Here is a 15,164-nt window from a genome sequence, read left to right on the forward strand (position 1 = left end):
GGCCACTCGGGAACCCCTCCTCAATTGCGGCGGCAATAGTAGTCACGAATTAAATATAAGTAAAGGAAAAATCGAAAATAATGCTCAAGTATTTGTTTAAGTGGTCGATAAAATATCAACCTTGATAAATTTGATGTAAATATATGCAAATTGAGTCGCCATTAGTCAACGAACTGCAATTAGGCAATCGCCTTAATGATGCAGTTGAACACCATAGAAGGGGCGAGTTCGCGCTACTACTTTCTATGTTGTCTAATGACGCTTGCGATATGGCGCAATTTCAAGTCGATAAAAATTTATCCATTGATGAAAAATTATATAAACAGTTACATATTCCTAAACCCCAAGCATTAGTGTGCGATATATCTCAGCAACAGGCGATTAATCATGCCGGTGATTTTTATGAAAGCGGTTTAAGCCAATTTCATTTACAGCAGGCGTTAAAACCTGAAGCTGTAGTGACGCGGGGAAAATATGATGAAGATTTGCAAATCACCTTAGCGAATTGTGATCTACTGACTAAACTTAAGCACCAACAATTAGTCCCAGATACATCAGCTCTAGCGCAAAATGAATTTCTTGAGCAATTAACCATACAAAGAAAGATGAGCGAAACCCTAGCATCACAACTTTATGCCGTTGCCTAGTTAATGCAGGTGCTTAGTAAATGCCGTGGCAGTGATTAAGCCGTTACTTGAGTTAGTTGCTACTAAGCGTTAAGCGCCCGCTGGTTAGACAGCCCCAATTAGGTGTATTACTGATTGGTAATATTGTGAGGCATATAAAAATTTTATTTCAGTTTTTGGGCTATGCTGACGTTTTAATGTGTATTGATAGGTGATAAAAGTGATAAAAACGATTACTAAGCAAGAAGTACAAGTCAGTGACAACTGTAATGATTGTGGCAGCTTTGTCGATATTGGTGCTGTTATCGAAGAAGAAGATACACAACTTATCTTGCAAGTTGATGGTGAAAACTTTCAGCAAATTGCAGATGACTTAGTTAGCAAAGCCAAAGAACGTTTTAGCAATGTCAAAGTACAGCAGCAAGTAACCGAGCAAGATGTGGTGGTTACTTTTGAGTTTGACGTTACGGTAGAAAAAATGATTTTCCAATTAGAAAACGGCCTTTAATTAGTCGTTTCTATGAGGTGTTGAAGGTTACAACTTGCTGTTTTAAAATAGGAAGTGTAACCTTCATTTACCGAAGTTGAGTAAAATTCAACATCATGATTTTGATAATAACATTTTTGTAAATATCTCTTTTTAGCAACACTTCTTAACATTTTTAGAGTGTTATTAACGGCTAAGTTCCGTTATTTTAAGTAGAAAAAACCTCCACAGAAAGAGGTTTACCCGACTGTTAAGTTGTCCTTTGGGAATAATAATGAAGCAAACTGAGCAACAACATTTATTAGAGTTAATTGTAAACTCTGTCGCCAAAGAACAAGGCGACTTTAAACAGACCTCAGAGTTAGTCTGTAAATTACTACTAAAGTTTTTTAATGCTAGTAGCGTTTCAGTTATTTCATTACGTAACAAGTCACTAAAGCAAGAAATCATTGCTTGTCTGTCTGCTGATGACAGCCTAAAACAATTAATTTACCAACACCGCAACGATAATCTTGTTGCAAATGCCTACTTTGATGATATACGCCGTTACCGTCATATTGTCAGTGACAGTTCTCAAACTGACACCCGTCTGCAGGGCTTAAGTGCTTATTATAAGCAAGCCAATGTTCACGCAAATTTAGATGTTGCCATCCGTATCAATGGTCATATAGAAGGGCTATTGTGCATTGAGTTTGAACATCCTCTAAAGCTAACAAGCGATCAAATACAATTTGCTTGTCAATTTGCCGATCAATTGGCTTTAACCCTTGCCACCCGCTATGCCTACGATAAAGATGAGCGAATAACACTATTTCATAGTGCTACAGAGCAAGCTAAGCATGTATTGATGCTTATTAATCTTAAAACCCAAATTATTGAATATATAAATCCAGCTCATGAAAAAATGACTGGCCTAAGTCGCGATATTGTTCAAGATAATCAATTAGTCAGCTTAGATTTTTTTCGTGGCAAACGAGAGCTTGCTGATGAAATGACCCAAGCGTTAATCAATGGCAATGTGGTAGAAGGTGAAAGTGAGCTAACTCGTCTTGATGGCTCGAACTACTGGGTGCAGTATCAAGCCAACCGCTTTGTCACTGAGCAAGGAAACGATTACGCCTTAGTGTCATGCCTTGATGTTACTGCTCAGCGTAAAAGCAAAGAGCAGCTCGAGCATCTTGCTTGGAATTGCAGCCTCACCGGCCTGAGTAATCGCCTTCATTTTACTCAGCAATTAGAAAGGCTCTCACAAGGCACGTTGATCCTTATCGACTTAATGGGCTTTAAGCGGTTTAACGATACCAATGGTCATGAGCAAGGCGATGCCTTGTTATCCGAAGTCGCTCGACGATTAAAGCATTTTGCTAACAGCCATGATGCTATTGATGTGGCGCGAGTCGGCAGTGACGAATTTGCAATGATTTTACCGCAATTTGATGCTGCTGAATTACTCGAGAACAATATTAATAAGTTATATCAACAATTACTGGTCACCTCGGTAATTGGTCGTGAAAAAGTTGACCCTAAAGCGGCGCTAGCCATTGTTGATATAGCTGCGGTTGCAGATCAGTTTTCACCACTATCCTGTGCTGATATTGCTCTGCAGTACGCGAAAAAGAAGCCATCACTGAATTACCAAGTCTTTAATGATGACTTATTAGCAACCTTTAAAAATAACGCCGAAATAGAGCGAGATTTACAAACCGCGGTACGTAACAGGCAATTTGAACTGTATTATCAGCCACTGATGGATTTAAAAAATCATAAATTTATTGGCGCAGAAGCATTAATCCGCTGGCATCACCCCAAAAAAGGTGTGCTTTACCCGGGGGCATTTATTGATATCGCTGAACAAACCGGCATGATCACTGTCATTGGCGAATGGGTATTGGAAGCGGCCTGTAAGCAACTTAACTTATGGCAGCATAAGAATGTTGATATCGTCATGCATGTTAATGTTGCTGCAAGGCAATTTTTCAGTGGCAATTTATTTGAGCAAGTTTGGAGCTTAGTTACCCGCTACCGGATTAAACCACAAAGCTTAATTTTAGAAATTACTGAAACTGAGTTAATGGGAGATATTCGCCATGCAACCCGACTTTGCCAAGAATTAGCCGATTTAGGCGTTGGCTTAGCCATCGATGATTTTGGTACAGGTTACAGCTCTATGCGTTATTTAAAGCAGTTTCCAATTACTAAGTTAAAAATCGATCGCTCATTTATTGCCGATTTAACCACCAGTCATCAGAGCCGTGAAATTGTCAGCGCCATTATTGCTATGGCCAAGGCGTTAAATATATCCCTAACAGCAGAAGGGGTTGAAACCAAGGAGCAAGAGCTGTTCCTTGAAGATAGCTGTTGCCATCACGCACAGGGTTATTTATACAGCCCAGCCATAAGAGAAAACGAATTTTCACAGTTTATTTTTGAAAAAAATGAAGTCGTGCATTAGCACGACTTGTTGTTATTTGATGGCGTGTTAGCCTGTTAACTTCATGCAGCAGGCTTTAAATTTTTTACCACTATGGCAGATACATGGGTCATTTCGCTTTGGTAAATCCGCGTTAAATTGCTCACCAGTGGTGTAAAACCACTTAGCGTCTTCTCGAACAAATTGTGATTTTTCATAGATCGCATCGATTTCACCGTCATGATAAAACCAAGCTTTAAAGGTCACCGTTGCCGTGGCGAGCTCATCTTGTGGCTCAAAATTAATCACCTCTAATCCAAGCCATCGAGTAAGCTCAGCCCCTTGAGACAAATCATTAATAGATAGGCCGCCGCGATAGTTAGCATGATGAGTCTCGATTAAATAGGGATAGTGTTGTAATACAAAGGCGCAATAACGCGAGCGCATCAGGATCTCAGCTGTGGCTGCAACTTGAACATTACTGTGGTATGGCTTACAACAATCTTCATAAGTTGAATCACTGCCGCAGGGACAATGTATTTTAGTCGTCATAGTAGCTGTCTTTTAAATGCAATGAGTAAAAATGGGTTATAAAGTGTTGAAGGCTTATCTTTAATGGCTTAAAGCACTGATTATTAAACTGGTTAATAAGAGTTTTAAACTAGTAGCTTTAACAATTGCTATGGAATTCGATGTTCTGCTTCAACGGGTACAGAACCCACTTCAGCTTCATTTTCAACTGATATTGATTTAGCTTCAGTATTGAATTGGCGACCATAATATAAGTTAGAAATGGGTTTTGCCGAATAGTAAAGCTCAGGGTTCATTTTGGTGTTTGAATCAACAATAAACTGCCATTGATTGTTAGTATCTTTTTGTGACACAAAAACAAATTTACCTGAAAATACACTAATTTGATCGCCTGTTTCTTTTTTAGGGTGGAATCGAACCAAATAAAAGCCAACGTCAGTAGCACTATCGTTAGTTAGCTTTCTATTGATGACTCGAAAATCGACTTCAATACGGGCTTCTCTTTTAGCAATTTTTTCAAAAAAATGCTGATAAAGTTCAACTATTTGTGGTTTACCGGTAATGATACCTTGACTTGGTGTTTCAGAAAGGTACACCGCATCATCGGTATACATGGTCTCGATGATACTGATATCTAAATTTTCAAAACCTGACGCAAAAGTTTTATAGTTTTGGTTTATGATTTCGTTATCTGTCAAGGTCACAGCTTGATTGAAAAAACTGATTAATGAGAAGCAGGCAATAAAAAATATTTTATAATGAGGCATGCAATTATTTTGCTCTTAGTGATTCTAACAATAGTCATTACGACAATGGCAACACTATAAATTATTCGGTAGTGATACTAAAGTGGATAATCTTTACAAAGTGTGTAGGAACCAATAATGAATAACGATGACAGCGCACTGTTTTTAGCAGAAATGGCAGGGGTAAAACCCATTAAGGCCAGTGATAGTATTTTTAGCTTCGATTCCGACATCGCAACAGAAGCGCAATTAGCCAGACGAGCTGCTGCAGCGCAGAATGAGTACATTAGTAAACTTACTGTAGATCCGATGATGATTAGCGCGGTAAAACCGGAAGACATGGTGAGTTACAAGCTTGATGGGGTTCAAGATGAAGTGTTTAGTCATCTGCGGCTTGGTAAATATAAATATCAAACAGTGGTTGATTTACATGTTTATCGCTTAGCTCAAGCGCGGGAATACCTTATCGAGGCGATTATCAAAGCACATCATCGTGGTGAGCGTAATATTTTGGTTATTCACGGTAAAGGCTTTAAAAGTAAGCCATACCCAGGGTTAATGAAATCAGCAGTGTGCCAATGGTTGATGCAGTTAGACGAAGTGCAAGCCTATCATTCTGCTACTCGTACTCAGGGTGGCACCGGTGCAGTATTTGTTATGCTGGTTAAATCCGCTCAGCAACGAATTGAGGCAAGTGAAACTAATCGTAAAGGAAGCGGTTTTAGGTAGTCTATATTATCGGCATCACATAGCGTTATTACCCTTATAACAAGGCCTACTCACTAAAACAGTCAGTGGGCCTATTTGTTATTGGCAGTTCATTTAAAACAGCTAACGATGAGTTACCAACCGCATTGACGGTTTTGTTGGCTATTTTGCTTATCTAACCACACTTGTAATGGCGCAAAATAATCGAGTACCGCTTTAGCATCCATGTTTTTAGTGCCAGTGACGATATTTAACGCTTCAGGCCACGGCTGACTTAAACCTGACTCAAGCATTTGATTAAGCTTATCTCCGGCGTCTTTATTACCATAAATACTACAACGGTGCACTGGGCCTTCATTACCGGCGATCTCACATAATGCTTTATGGAACTGGAATTGAAGTACGTGGGCTAAAAAGTAGCGTGTGTAAGGAACATTGCCAGGGACGTGATATTTAGCGCCCGGATCAAAGTCTGCTTCAGTACGTGCTATAGGCGCTTTAACGCCTTGGTATTTTTCACGTAAATCCCACCAAGCTTGGTTATATTGAGCTGGGCTAATTTCGCCATTAAATACTTTCCAGCGCCATTGATCGATCATCAAACCAAATGGCATGAAGGCAATTTTATCAAGGGCTTGACGCAGTAACAGTCCGATGTCTTTTGATTCATCAGGCACTTCATCTAATAGACCGATTTGTTTGAGGTAACTCGGCGTAATTGATAGCGCAATCGTGTCACCAATGGCTTCATGGAAACCGTCGTTTGCAGAACCTTTAAATAGGTGAGGTTGGTTTTTATAAGCGCGCTGATAATAGTTGTGACCTAATTCATGATGAATAACGGTAAAGTCTTCGGCGGTTTTTTGAATACACATTTTAATGCGAATATCGTCTTCGTTATCTAGATCCCAAGCTGAAGCATGACAAACGACATCGCGATCTTTAGGTTGCACAAATAATGAGCGAGTCCAAAATGTTTCTGGTAGCGCTTCAAAGCCTAATGATGAGAAAAACCCTTCAGCTTGCTTAACCATTTTAATTTCATCATAGTTATTGGCCGCTAAAAGCTCGGTAACATTGTAGCCAGGATCTGCATCATCAGGGGCGACAGTATTGTAAATGGTTCCCCATTGCTGAGCCCACATATTACCCAATAGATGCGCAGGAATAGGACCATTATCTGGTGCTACCTCGTCTCCATATTGCTGATTTAGTTCGCCACGGACATAACAATGTAGTGAATCATATAAAGGTTTAATATCACCCCAAAGTCGGTCTAATTCGGCTGAAAACGCCTCAGGCTCCATATCATATTGACTACGCCAAAGTTCTGATAAATCGCTAAAGCCTAAATCTTGCGCGCCTTCATTAGCCAGCTCAACTTCACGTTTAAATAATGGACGCATAGGTTTGGCTATTTCACGCCATCCTTGCCATGCTTCTAATAGCACCGCAGGATCTTGAGATTCAGCCATCAAATTTGATAATTCTGGCTGGGTTAAGCAGCGACCATCGGCAAAACAGTATTTCCCTTTACCGTATAAGCCATTCAGTTCTGAGCTAATTTGTGCAAGCTCAGCGTTTTTAGCAGGATCTAATGGCGCAGGTAATACCAAGCTACTTCGTAAAATATGTAACTTGCGGGCGTTAACAGGATCTAATTCGACCTTGGCATATTTAGCCGCTTCGGTGGCAAAGCCAACTGACATCGAAGTCATTTTTTCACTAATTGCAGCAGAAAGCGCAGCAGTATCTTCAGTGATAAAATTGCTATAAACCCATTCGGTGCGTGCGCCTTCTACAGAGAGTTTGGCCAACTGTGCTTCAGCATCATTAATAAATGCGATTGCTGAAGCGCTATCAATTTTGGTTGTTTTTTCAGTTGATTGGCTAGCTGGTGGCAGAGGATTTGTGGTGGTTAAATTAATCTCTTCATCCATTTGTTGGCAGGCTGAAAGGCCAAGCGCCATTGAAATAACAACAGCGATAGTAGACGGTTGTTTAAAAGTTAACTTCATCTTACAGGTTTCCTTATTTTTATTTTCGACGACAGTTTACATAATTAACTTAAATATTGCATTTTAGTTGCAACTTGGTGCGCAAAGGGTTGCTGCTATTGTGTTGAGATGTAATAGCTACAAGAAATTAGATTGACAACTGTGCGCTCAATGTTTAATTTAAACGAGTGTTTTAATTGATTTGGGTCATGGAATGGCAGGCAGAACAGATACAAAAACAAGAATATTAGATGCTGCTGAAAAACTTTTCGCTGAGAGGGGCTTTTCAGAAACATCTTTACGTCTAATTACTAGCAAAGCCGAAGTTAATTTAGCTTCAGTTAATTATCATTTTGGTTCAAAGAAAGAGCTGATTAGAGCTGTATTAGCACGCTATTTAGATGTGTTCATGCCAAGCGCAGCTGCTGAAATAGATAGATTATTTAAAAATCCACAACTAGCTAATTTGAATGAGATATTTTCATCTCTAATTAATCCATTATTGGAATTAAACCAAGTTAGGCAGGGGGGAACAACGATATTTCTGCAATTGTTAGGTCGTGGTTATATCGAAAGTCAGGGCCATTTAAGGTGGTTTATCACCACGCATTATGGTGATTATTTAAAAGTTTTCGTTAAAGCGGTATCAGAAAGTGCGCCGCATATTCCGCCTGCAGAAATGTTTTGGCGACTACACTTTACCTTAGGGACCATAGTATTCACCATGGCTTCAGCTGATGCACTTAACGAAATTGCAGAAGCTGATTATGGTGAACATAATGATACTGAAGCAATCATTCGTAAGGTGATTCCATATATGGCCGCTGGTGTTTCAGTGCCAATTTTAGCTAAGTAATAAGGGATTAACATGACTGTCGTTATACTGGTTTTAATAGCACTTGCTGTGTTATTTGGTGTGCGTAATTTAAGGATGCGATTTATCACGCGTCCGGTTTTTTCGTTTTTTAAGAAAGTACTTCCGCCATTATCTAGTACTGAAAAAGAGGCGATGGAAGCGGGTGATGTGTGGTGGGAAGGTGAATTGTTTGGCGGAAATCCAAACTGGAACACGCTTCACAATTACGGTAAACCCCAATTAACAGCAGCTGAGCAAGACTTTATCAATAACCAAGTGCAAACAGCGCTGAGTATGATTGATGATTATGACATTGTTCACAACCGCAAAGACTTACCACCTGAGTTATGGGATTACTTCAAAAAAGAAGGTTTTTTTGCATTAATTATTCCCACTAAATTTGGTGGTCGAGAGTTTTCTGCCTACGCCAACTCAACCATTGTCAGTAAAATTGCCTCTCGCAGCATTAGTGCAGCCGTTACGGTTATGGTTCCTAACTCTTTAGGCCCTGGTGAGTTATTAACTCATTATGGTACTGAAGAGCAAAAACAGCGTTGGTTACCTGCGTTAGCTAATGGTGATGAGCTACCGTGTTTTGCGTTAACTGGCCCAGAGGCGGGATCAGACGCTGGTGCAATACCTGATACTGGTATTGTGTGTCGCCGCGAATTTAATGGTGAAGAAGTATTAGGTTTAAGTCTTACTTGGGATAAACGTTACATTACCTTGGCACCTGTAGCTACAGTGCTTGGTCTGGCATTTCAAATGCGTGACCCTGAGGGCTTATTAGGTGATACGGTTAATCTTGGTATTACCTGTGCGTTAATTCCAACCGATCATCCCGGTGTTGAAATTGGTCGTCGTCATAATCCATTGATGATGGCCTTTATGAACGGCACCACAAGTGGTGAAGATGTATTCATTCCACTGGATTGGATTATTGGCGGCCCTCAGTTTGCGGGTAAAGGCTGGAGAATGCTGGTTGAGTGTTTATCTGCCGGCCGTGGTATTTCATTGCCAGCATTGGCAACTGCATCGGGTCATATGGCCACTAAAACCACAACAGCTTATAGTTATGTAAGACAGCAGTTCGGTATGCCAATTGGTAAATTTGAAGGTGTACAAGAAGCGCTAGCGCGTATTATCGCTAACACTTATCAATTAGAAGCGGCCAGATGTTTAACCACCACCGGTATTGATTTAAAAGTGAAACCATCGGTGGTTACCGCGATTGCTAAATATCACATGACTGAATTAGGTCGAGATGTGGTAGAAGATGCGATGGATATTCAGTCTGGTAAAGGTATTCAGTTAGGGTCGAAAAACTATCTCGGTCATGCTTATATGGCCAGTCCTATTTCTATCACTGTTGAAGGGGCGAATATTTTGACCCGTTCGCTGATGATTTTTGGTCAAGGGGCAACACGCTGTCATCCTTATGTATTGGCTGAAATGGAAACTGCGGCGATGGAAGATCAAAAAGCAGCCATTAACCGTTTCGATTCATTATTAATGGGCCATATGACTTATGCTATTCGAAATGGTGTCATGGCTTTCTTTAATGCATTAACAGCCAGTAAAACCAATTCATCGCCAGTTAGTGGTACCACTCAGCAATATTATCGTGATATGAGCCGTATCTCGGCAGCTTTAGCGATAATGACTGATTTAGCTATGTTGGTCATGGGCGGTGATTTAAAACGTAAAGAGATGATCTCAGCGCGTATGGGCGATGTGCTAAGTCAATTATACCTAGCATCAGCAACCTTAAAGCTGTTTGAAGATAATGGCCGTCAACAAGATGATTTACCGGCAGTGCATTATGTCATGACTGAAAGATTACATCTTGCCGCAAAAGCATTGGAAGAGGCTATTCGTAACTTCCCAAATAAGTTTGTTAGCGTATTGCTTAGAGTGATCATATTTCCATTAGGTAATCACTTTAATGCGCCAACTGACAAACAAGCAACGACCTTAGCAGATGGTTTCATGCAACCTTCGCCAGCAAGAGATAGGTTAACTTTCTTATGTGCTGATTTTGACGGAGATAGCAGCGGCATTGCTGAAGTTGAGCAAGCATTTACAGCTAAATATGCTTGTAAAGGTTTGTACTCTCGCCTTAAGAAAGCCCAAAAAGCGGGGACTCTTGATGCGAAACAGCCAATGGTTGACTTGTTTAACCAAGCTTTAGCCAATGACGTGATTAATCAAGCAGAGCTTGAGCAGCTACTTGATGCCAATGAAAAGCGCTTAGCTGCGATTCATGTCAATGATTTTGAAAGCCTATAATCGAAAGTTAACTGACGTTTGACTGTAACGGTCTAGCGTTACCTGAGGTTTGAATGTTAAACAAGTAATGTTTATGCCTTGGGTACTGTTAGCCTGAAATAATGACGACACACAATTTTCTAAATCAAAACACACATATTTAGCACATAAAAAAACCACCTAATCAGGTGGTTTTTTATTAGCTATTTGAAGCAATTAACTCATATTAAGCAACAACAAGTACTTTACAAGTGTTAGTGCCACCAACAGTTTCCATTGCATCGCCTTTAGTCATTAATACCATGTCACCTGATTTAAGGTAACCAGCAGCTGCAACCGCTTTTAACGCTTCTGATGCTAATGCATCAGCTGGGAAAGCTGTAGAATCAAACTGAACTGGCATAACGCCACGGAATAAAGCTAATTTTGCTAAGGTCTTTTGATGACGAGACAGTGCGAAAATTGGTAATGCAGAGCTGATGCGCGACATTAACTTGGTGGTTTCGCCTGATTCAGTCAAGCTGATGATAGCTTTAACACCTTTTAAATGGTTTGCAGCATACATAGTTGAAAGGGCAATGGTTTCTTCAATAGTATCGAATGTTTCGTTCATTCTATGCTTAGAAGACATCACTGATGGATGCTGTTCTGCACCAGCACAAACATTGCTCATTGCTAACACAGTCTCTTCAGGGAAGTCACCGGCAGCAGTTTCAGCTGAAAGCATCACAGCGTCAGTGCCATCTAGTACGGCGTTCGCTACGTCCATAACTTCAGCACGAGTTGGCATAGGGCTTGAAATCATTGATTCCATCATTTGAGTTGCAGTAATCACAACTTTGTTCAATTGACGTGAACGACGGATAAGTTTCTTTTGTACTGCAACTAATGCAGCATCGCCAATTTCAACACCTAAGTCACCACGTGCAACCATTACCGCGTCAGATGCTTTAATGACATCGTCCATCGCTTCATCAGTACCAACAGCTTCTGCACGTTCTACTTTTGATACAATAAGTGCAAAACTGCCCGCATCTTCAGCAAGCTTACGTGCTAAATCTAAATCAGCGCCAGTACGTGGGAAAGAAACGGCTAAGTAATCAACCTGAATTTGCGCAGCCGTTAAAATATCTGCTTTGTCTTTTTCAGTTAGTGCAGGGGCTGTTAATCCGCCGCCTTTTTTGTTGATGCCTTTATTATTAGATAAAGGACCCGCAACAGTAACACTAGTGAAAACTTTACGACCTTCTACAGATTCAACTTTAAGCTGAACACGGCCGTCATCAAGCATAAGAATGTCACCTATGACAACGTCATTTGGCAATTCTTTATAATCGATACCAACTTGTTTCTCGTCACCTTCACCTTTAGCAAGATCTGCATCTAAAATGAAAGTATCACCTAAATTCAACTGAATTTTTTTGTTATCTTTAAAGGTAGATACACGAATTTTGGGGCCTTGCAAATCACCTAATACAGCTACGTGAACACCTAACTCTTTTGCAATATTGCGAGCGTCAGTAGCACGTTTAAGATGATCTTCTGGTGAGCCGTGTGAGAAGTTAAGACGTACAACATTTGCACCAGCGGCAATGATTTTACGTAGGTTATCATCGCGGTCGGTTGCAGGTCCAAGTGTCGTAACGATTTTAGTTCTGCGGAACATAGGATACTCCGTTAATTTAAAAGAAAAAGAATTCGGTACTAAATATTATGGACTTATATTAACAGAGATTTTCGAATTATGTAGGAAAGTTACGAACAAAAAGATCGTTTTTGAGATGTATATCTGTGACTGAGTCGTATAAATTCAATAAAAAAGGCCGAACAGGTAATATTGTTCGGCCTTTCGGACAGGTAATTATTTAGTAATAATTAGATGGTAAGATCTTTATTTATCCGAGATTCTTTCAATACTTCTTTAACACGTTTTAGATTATCGCGAAAACGCGGGCCTCTTCTCAAGGTAAAGCCTGTGGCTAACACATCAATAGTAACCAGCTGTGCTAAACGTGAAGCCATAGGTAAATACATGTCAGTATCTTCTGGCACTTCCATGGTCACCGGCAACGTACATTCGTGAGACAGTGGCGAGTTACGAGCAGTAATCCCAATCACCGCAGCGCCATTTTCACGGGCAATTCGGGCTATTTCAATTAATGATTTAGTACGGCCAGTGTGGGATATAAGCACCACAACATCACCTTCATCGCAGCCAATACAGCTCATACGTTGCATTAATACATCATCAAAACAAATGACCGGTACGTTAAAACGGAAGAACTTATTTTGCGCATCGTGAGCAACTGATGAGGATGCTCCCAAGCCAAAAAACGATATTGTTTTAGCTTGCGTTAAAATATCTACGGCTTTATTGACTGCAACCACATCAAGGCTTTGACGGGCAGTATCAAGGGATGCCATTGAAGATTCGAAGATTTTTGTTGTATAGGATTCAGGAGAATCATCTTCTTCAACATGGCGGCTTACATAAGGTGTACCGTTAGCAAGACTTTGGGCCAAATGTAACTTAAAATCAGGGAAGCCCTTAGTATCAAGTCTGCGACAAAAACGGTTCACAGTGGGTTCGCTGACGTCAGCCATTTTGGCAAGCGTTGCAATACTAGAGTGAATCGCCGTTTGCGGAGAAGAGAGAATGACCTCTGCAACTTTTCGCTCTGACTTACTAAATTGTGTAAGGCTTTTTTGCACCTTCTCAAGGGTATTCATAAGTAATTGTCCGCTAAAATGGATGATGTAATTTTATATCATAAATTACAATTTAGGAGGAAATGAAGTAATTTTCATACCTCTAAAAACGATTATAAGCCGTTTTGTTTTATTTTTTGTAACTAATCTATGATAGTAAAGTAATTTAACAACTAAAATACTATCAGGTTTTATGTGAAAAAGGCTAGATGTAACCAATATCAATAATTGTAAAATTATAATGCACAAATTTAATTCTGTTGTTATATTACAACAAAAGTGTGCTTTTATTCACTGGCAACTAAAAATGGTTTGCCTGTGAACACGCATAATAAAGGAGTATTTTAAGCAATGAGTAACTCATCAATAGGCGCCAAGGCTTGCGACTTTGTACTTTTTGGCACCAAAGGCGATTTAGCACGCCGTAAGTTGTTACCTTCTCTCTATCAGCTTGATAAAGCGAATCTATTAGATAAAGACACCAAAGTTATTGGTGTCGCTAAAGATGCCTTTACTCAAGAAGAGTTCATTGAACTTGTCAATAAAGCATTAAACACTTTTGTAAAGGACGAGTTATGTGAAGAGACCCTCGCTCGCTTTATTGCTCGTTGTCATTATATCGGTACTAATTTTACCGATTCTGAAGGCTACAAAGCTTTCCATGGTCTTTTAGAGCCAACTAAGCGTGTAATGGTCAGCTATTTCGCCACGCCTCCGTCAATCTTTGGTGAAATCTGTCGTTGTCTTAATGAGCAAAACCTTATTCATTCCGACACCCGTATCGTGCTTGAAAAGCCAATTGGCACTTGCCTTGCGTCATCAAAAGTCATTAATGACAAAGTTTCTGAATTCTTCAATGAAAATCAAGTTTACCGAATTGACCACTATTTAGGTAAAGAAACCGTTCAAAATCTCATTGCCCTGCGCTTTGCGAATTCATTGTTTGCTTCTAAGTGGGATAACCGCACGATTGATCATGTACAAATCACCGTAGCTGAAGAAGTCGGTATTGAAGGTCGTTGGGGATACTTTGATACTGCAGGTCAAATGCGTGACATGATCCAAAACCATTTACTGCAAGTGCTGACGCTTGTGGCAATGGACCCGCCAGTAAATTTAGATGCTGATAGCATTCGTGATGAAAAAGTAAAAGTACTTAAGTCATTGCGTCCAATTACCCCAAACAACGTGTTTGAAAACACGGTTCGTGGTCAATATTCTAGTGGTTATTTAAAAGGCTCACCTGTTCCTGGTTATTTAGAAGAAGAGGGCGCCAATGTTAAATCTAACACTGAAACCTTTGTAGCGCTTCGCGTTGATATTGATAATTGGCGCTGGGCTGGCGTGCCGTTCTACTTACGTAGTGGCAAACGTATGCCGTTTAAGAGCAGTGAGATTGTGGTTTACTTCAAAAACCCGCCGCATAATTTATATCGTGACACCATGCGTAACTTACCACCAAACAAGTTGACTATTCGTTTGCAACCCCATGAAGGTGTTGAAATTCAAATGATGAATAAAGTCCCAGGTCTGGAAGAAAAGCAACGCATCCAAACTACCAAACTTGATTTAAGTTTCACCGATACCTTTAAAAACGAACGCATTGCCGACGCTTACGAACGTTTATTACTTGAAGCCATGTTAGGTAATCAAGCATTGTTCGTGCGCCGTGATGAAGTTGAGCAAGCCTGGACTTGGGTCGATGGCATCATCAATTCTTGGGAAAATGGCGGCGAGAAGCCTAAGCCATATCCAGCAGGTACATGGGGCCCTGTGGCTTCAGTTGCTTTAATCACTAAAGATGGTCGTTCTTGGGACGAGTAAGG

12 protein-coding genes are annotated in these 15,164 nt (G+C 40.2%); 7 read left to right on the top strand and 5 right to left on the bottom strand.

What is annotated here, in order from left to right:
* Positions 1–143: 143 nt before the first annotated feature.
* From AB4160_RS06745 to AB4160_RS06755, 3 genes are all read left to right on the top strand, one after another.
* On the top strand, positions 144–647 hold the full coding sequence (locus AB4160_RS06745; RefSeq protein ID WP_102435556.1) for a VC2046/SO_2500 family protein: 504 nt from the start codon (positions 144–146) through the stop codon (positions 645–647).
* A gap of 199 nt (positions 648–846) precedes the next feature.
* Entirely contained in the window at positions 847–1,134 is a 288-nt protein-coding gene (locus AB4160_RS06750; RefSeq protein WP_102435554.1) for a DUF406 family protein, read from the top strand.
* Positions 1,135–1,387: 253 nt separating this feature from the next.
* Entirely contained in the window at positions 1,388–3,565 is a 2,178-nt protein-coding gene (locus AB4160_RS06755; protein ID WP_102435552.1) for a bifunctional diguanylate cyclase/phosphodiesterase, read from the top strand.
* 27 nt (positions 3,566–3,592) lie between these two features.
* On the opposite strand, the gene AB4160_RS06760 is transcribed toward AB4160_RS06755, so the two are convergent.
* Both AB4160_RS06760 and AB4160_RS06765 read right to left on the bottom strand, forming a co-directional pair.
* Positions 3,593–4,075 carry a YchJ family protein gene (locus AB4160_RS06760; protein WP_102435550.1) on the bottom strand — a complete coding sequence of 161 codons (483 nt, stop codon included), beginning with the start codon at positions 4,073–4,075 and terminating at the stop codon, positions 3,593–3,595.
* Positions 4,076–4,203: 128 nt separating this feature from the next.
* Complete coding sequence (locus tag AB4160_RS06765) at positions 4,204–4,752, bottom strand: DUF4440 domain-containing protein (RefSeq protein ID WP_372003999.1); 549 nt, start codon at positions 4,750–4,752, stop codon at positions 4,204–4,206.
* Between the two features lie 186 nt (positions 4,753–4,938).
* On the opposite strand from AB4160_RS06765, the gene smrA reads away from it, so the two are divergent.
* Positions 4,939–5,529, top strand: a complete 591-nt coding sequence (smrA, locus tag AB4160_RS06770; RefSeq protein WP_102435546.1) for a DNA endonuclease SmrA — start codon at positions 4,939–4,941, stop codon at positions 5,527–5,529.
* 113 nt (positions 5,530–5,642) lie between these two features.
* On the opposite strand, the gene AB4160_RS06775 is transcribed toward smrA, so the two are convergent.
* Positions 5,643–7,526 carry a M2 family metallopeptidase gene (locus AB4160_RS06775; RefSeq protein WP_102435544.1) on the bottom strand — a complete coding sequence of 628 codons (1,884 nt, stop codon included), beginning with the start codon at positions 7,524–7,526 and terminating at the stop codon, positions 5,643–5,645.
* A 193-nt stretch (positions 7,527–7,719) separates the two neighbouring features.
* Between AB4160_RS06775 and AB4160_RS06780 the strand changes: the two genes are divergently transcribed.
* Together AB4160_RS06780 and AB4160_RS06785 are read left to right on the top strand one after the other, a co-directional pair.
* The gene (locus AB4160_RS06780; protein ID WP_076541009.1) at positions 7,720–8,361 is read left to right on the top strand and encodes a TetR/AcrR family transcriptional regulator; all 642 of its coding nucleotides are present in this window, start codon (positions 7,720–7,722) and stop codon (positions 8,359–8,361) included.
* 12 nt (positions 8,362–8,373) lie between these two features.
* Positions 8,374–10,650 carry an acyl-CoA dehydrogenase gene (locus AB4160_RS06785; RefSeq protein WP_102435542.1) on the top strand — a complete coding sequence of 759 codons (2,277 nt, stop codon included), beginning with the start codon at positions 8,374–8,376 and terminating at the stop codon, positions 10,648–10,650.
* 205 nt (positions 10,651–10,855) lie between these two features.
* Here AB4160_RS06785 and pyk read toward each other — a convergent pair whose 3' ends face one another.
* Both pyk and AB4160_RS06795 read right to left on the bottom strand, forming a co-directional pair.
* The gene (gene pyk / locus AB4160_RS06790) at positions 10,856–12,295 is read right to left on the bottom strand and encodes a pyruvate kinase (RefSeq protein ID WP_102435540.1); all 1,440 of its coding nucleotides are present in this window, start codon (positions 12,293–12,295) and stop codon (positions 10,856–10,858) included.
* 209 nt (positions 12,296–12,504) lie between these two features.
* Entirely contained in the window at positions 12,505–13,359 is an 855-nt protein-coding gene (locus tag AB4160_RS06795) for a MurR/RpiR family transcriptional regulator (RefSeq protein ID WP_102435538.1), read from the bottom strand.
* Positions 13,360–13,689: 330 nt separating this feature from the next.
* Here AB4160_RS06795 and zwf point away from each other — a divergent pair, with 330 nt between their 5' ends.
* Positions 13,690–15,162, top strand: a complete 1,473-nt coding sequence (gene zwf, locus AB4160_RS06800; protein WP_102435536.1) for a glucose-6-phosphate dehydrogenase — start codon at positions 13,690–13,692, stop codon at positions 15,160–15,162.
* Positions 15,163–15,164: the final 2 nt, after the last annotated feature.

Origin of the sequence: Shewanella sp. 10N.286.51.B8 (assembly GCF_041469325.1) — a bacterium.
Lineage (GTDB): Bacteria > Pseudomonadota > Gammaproteobacteria > Enterobacterales > Shewanellaceae > Shewanella.